This is a genomic window from Burkholderia sp. Ac-20344, from assembly GCF_017104975.1.
Lineage (GTDB): Bacteria > Pseudomonadota > Gammaproteobacteria > Burkholderiales > Burkholderiaceae > Burkholderia.
The window spans coordinates 1-3,003 of sequence record NZ_JAAGPP010000310.1; the positions used below are offsets into that span (position 1 = coordinate 1).

Annotated in this window: 4 protein-coding genes; all 4 read right to left on the minus strand. The window is 67.6% G+C overall.

What is annotated here, in order from left to right:
- The coding region (locus G3N64_RS38640) for an Hpt domain-containing protein (protein WP_205788830.1) at positions 1-448 on the minus strand (448 nt) is incomplete at its 3' end.
- A 33-nt stretch (positions 449-481) separates the two neighbouring features.
- A complete protein-coding gene (locus G3N64_RS38645; RefSeq protein ID WP_205788831.1) occupies positions 482-859 on the minus strand; it encodes a response regulator in 378 nt (125 codons plus the stop codon).
- Between the two features lie 24 nt (positions 860-883).
- Positions 884-1,915, minus strand: coding sequence for a flagellar motor protein MotB (gene motB, locus G3N64_RS38650; protein ID WP_205788832.1), 1,032 nt, complete (start codon positions 1,913-1,915; stop codon positions 884-886).
- A gap of 13 nt (positions 1,916-1,928) precedes the next feature.
- A complete protein-coding gene (gene motA / locus G3N64_RS38655; protein ID WP_011350592.1) occupies positions 1,929-2,789 on the minus strand; it encodes a flagellar motor stator protein MotA in 861 nt (286 codons plus the stop codon).
- Between the last annotated feature and the right edge of the window lie 214 nt (positions 2,790-3,003).

Sequence of the window (3,003 nt, forward strand, 5' to 3'; positions counted from 1 at the left end):
CGGCAGCAGCGACCGGCGCCACCGGCGCAGGCGCGGCGGCAGCCGGCGCACCCGCGCCGCTCTCGGCCTTCAGCCGTTCGAGCTTCGCGCAGATCGTCGCGGCGGCGGCCGCGTCCGGTTCGGCACTTGCGCGGTAGTCGACGAGCTGGTCGGACAGCACGTCCTTGGTCTCGAGGAACGCGTCGACCATTTCCTTGGTCAGCGTCAGCTCATGATTGCGCGCGCGGTCGAGCAGCGATTCGAGGATGTGCGTCGTATCGGTCAGCGCGGAAAAGCCGAACGTCGCCGCGCCGCCCTTGATCGAATGCGCGGCGCGGAAGATCGCGGCCAGATCCTCGGGGTCGGGCGAGCCGACGTCGAGGTTCAGCAGCAACTGCTCCATCTGCGCGAGCAGCTCGTCCGCTTCGTCGAAAAATGTCTGGTAGAACTGAGTGATGTCGAGAGTCATGCCCGGTCCCGGGTTGAATGCGTCGCGTGAATGTCAGGAAGCGGCCGGCTCGGACAGCGTCGCGACCAGGTCGACCAGCACGGCGGGGTCGATCGGCTTCTCGATCCAGCCGGTCGCGCCCGCGTCGCGCGCGGCGTCCTTGAATGCGTCACTGCCTTCCGTCGTCAGCACGAGGATCGGCGTGTCCGTGTAGGCGGTCAGCTTGCGCAGCGCGGCAATCACTTCGAGCCCGCTCTTGCGCGGCATGTTCTGGTCGGTCAGCACCAGGTCGTACGGCACGGTGGCCGCCAGGTCGAAGCCGGCCTCGCCGTCCGGCGCCACCGTCACGTCGTAGCCGGCCTGCGCCAGCGTGGCCTGGAGCAGCGCACGCATGGTCGCGGAGTCGTCGATGGCGAGAATGGTTCGGATCATGTCTGTCTCGGAATCTCGTAAACGTCAGGGTTTCGGCGCGGCGACGGCGGCGGACGCTGCGAGCGCCGGGCGCACGGCCGGCGCCGGGCCGGCCAGCTGCTGCGCGAGCTGCTGCGAGCCGGCCGCATCGGCCGACAGCGTCGTGGTCGTCGCATCGTCGCGCATCAGCGCCTCTTCGGATTTGCGGTTCAGCACGATCACGCTGATCCGGCGGTTTTCCGGATCGAGCGGGTCGGCCTTGTTCAGGTTCTGCGTCGACGCGAGGCCGAGCACGCGCAGCACCTTCGCCTCGCCCATGCCGCCCGCGATCAGCTCGCGGCGCGACGCGTTCGCGCGGTCGGCCGACAGCTCCCAGTTGCTGTAGCCGCCTTCGCCGCCCGCGTACGGCACGGCGTCGGTGTGGCCCTGGACGATGATCCGGTTCGGCACGTCGTTCAGCGTCTTGCCGATCTCGCGCAGGATGTCGCGCATGTACGGCTCGACGTGGTCGCTCGACATCGCGAACATCGGCCGCTTCTGCGAATCGACGATCTCGATGCGCAGCCCCATCAGCGTGGAATCGATGCGGATCTGCTGCTTGAATTGGCGCAGCGTCGGGTTGGCCTCGATCGCGGCCATCAGCTTGATCTGCAGGTCGTGCAGGCGCGTCTGCTCGAGCCGGTCCTGCGCGGCCTGCGCGGTCTGCGCCTGCGACCGGGAATGCTCGTCGCCCATCTTCGCGAGGCGTTCGGCAAGCTGCGTCGTGCCGTCGGTGCGGCGCAGCGTGCCGGCGTCGACGCTCGACAGGTCGCGGCCGCCGCCGTTGATGATGCTGGAATCCTGCGAGCTGCGGTCGCCGCTGCCGAACAGCGCGGCCTTCAGCGGCGTGTTGAAGTATTCGGCGATCCCCTTCAGCTGCACCGGCGTGACCGAGCTCAGCAGCCACATCAGCAGGAAGAACGCCATCATCGCGGTCATAAAGTCCGCGTACGCCAGCTTCCATGCGCCGCCGTGGTGGCCCTTCTTCGCCGGGGCCACCCGCTTGACGACGATTGCGCGATCCTTGCTCTTGCTCATCGGGCGCTCCGCGTCACTTCGCCTTCACGCGGCGCACGTGCTCTTCGAGCTCGGAAAACGACGGGCGCTCGGTCGAGAACAGCACCTTGCGGCCGAACTCGACCGCAATCGCCGGCGCATAGCCGTTCAGCGTCGCGAGGATCGTCACCTTGATGCACTGGAACATCTTGGTCGACTCGGCGACGCGCTGCTCCGCGAGGCTCGCGAGCGGCCCGATCAGCCCGTACGACAGCAGGATCCCGAGGAACGTGCCGACCAGCGCCTGCGCGATCATCGCGCCGAGCACCGCGGGCGGCTTGTCGGCGGACGCCATCGTGTGCACGACGCCCATCACGGCCGCGACGATGCCGAATGCCGGCATCGCGTCGCCGACGCGCATCAGCGCGTGCGCGGGGCCTTCGCCTTCCGCGTGGTGCGTCTCGATCTCCTCGTCCATCAGGCTCTCGATCTCGAACGCGTTCATGTTGCCGCCCACCATCAGGCGCAGGTAGTCGGTCAGGAATTCGACGATGTGGTGATCGGCGAGGATCTTCGGGTATTGCGTGAAGATCGGGCTCTTTTCCGGATCGTCGATGTCGGCCTCGAGCGTGAGCGTGCCTTCCTTGCGTGCCTTCGCGAGCAGCACGTAAAGAAGCGCCATCAGCTCCATGTAGACATCCTTCGTGTATTTCGAGCCCTTGAAGAGCGTCGGCAGCACGCGCAGCGTGGCCTTGATGGTCTTGCCGCCGTTGCCGAGGATGAACGCGCCGACACCGGCCCCCACGATCATCAGGATCTCGACGGGCTGGATCAAGGCGCCCAGATGCCCGCCTGCCAGCGCATAACCGCCGAAGACGGACAACAGCGTCACGAGTGTTCCCACGATAATCAGCACTGCCTGTCCCTCACGAATGACCGGCGGGGAGACCGCCGTTAAACAGGTTTACGGCAGTCGGCAGGAAAACTTTCGCGGCCGCCCGGCGGCGGCCCGACGGTGTTTACCAGCAATTCGCGGACGATTCACGCTGCCCGGCGCGGCCGCTTGCGCCCCGCCCGGCCCTGCCCGGCGCTCAGGCCGCGGCGGCGGCCAGTTCGGCGGCCGTGGCAGC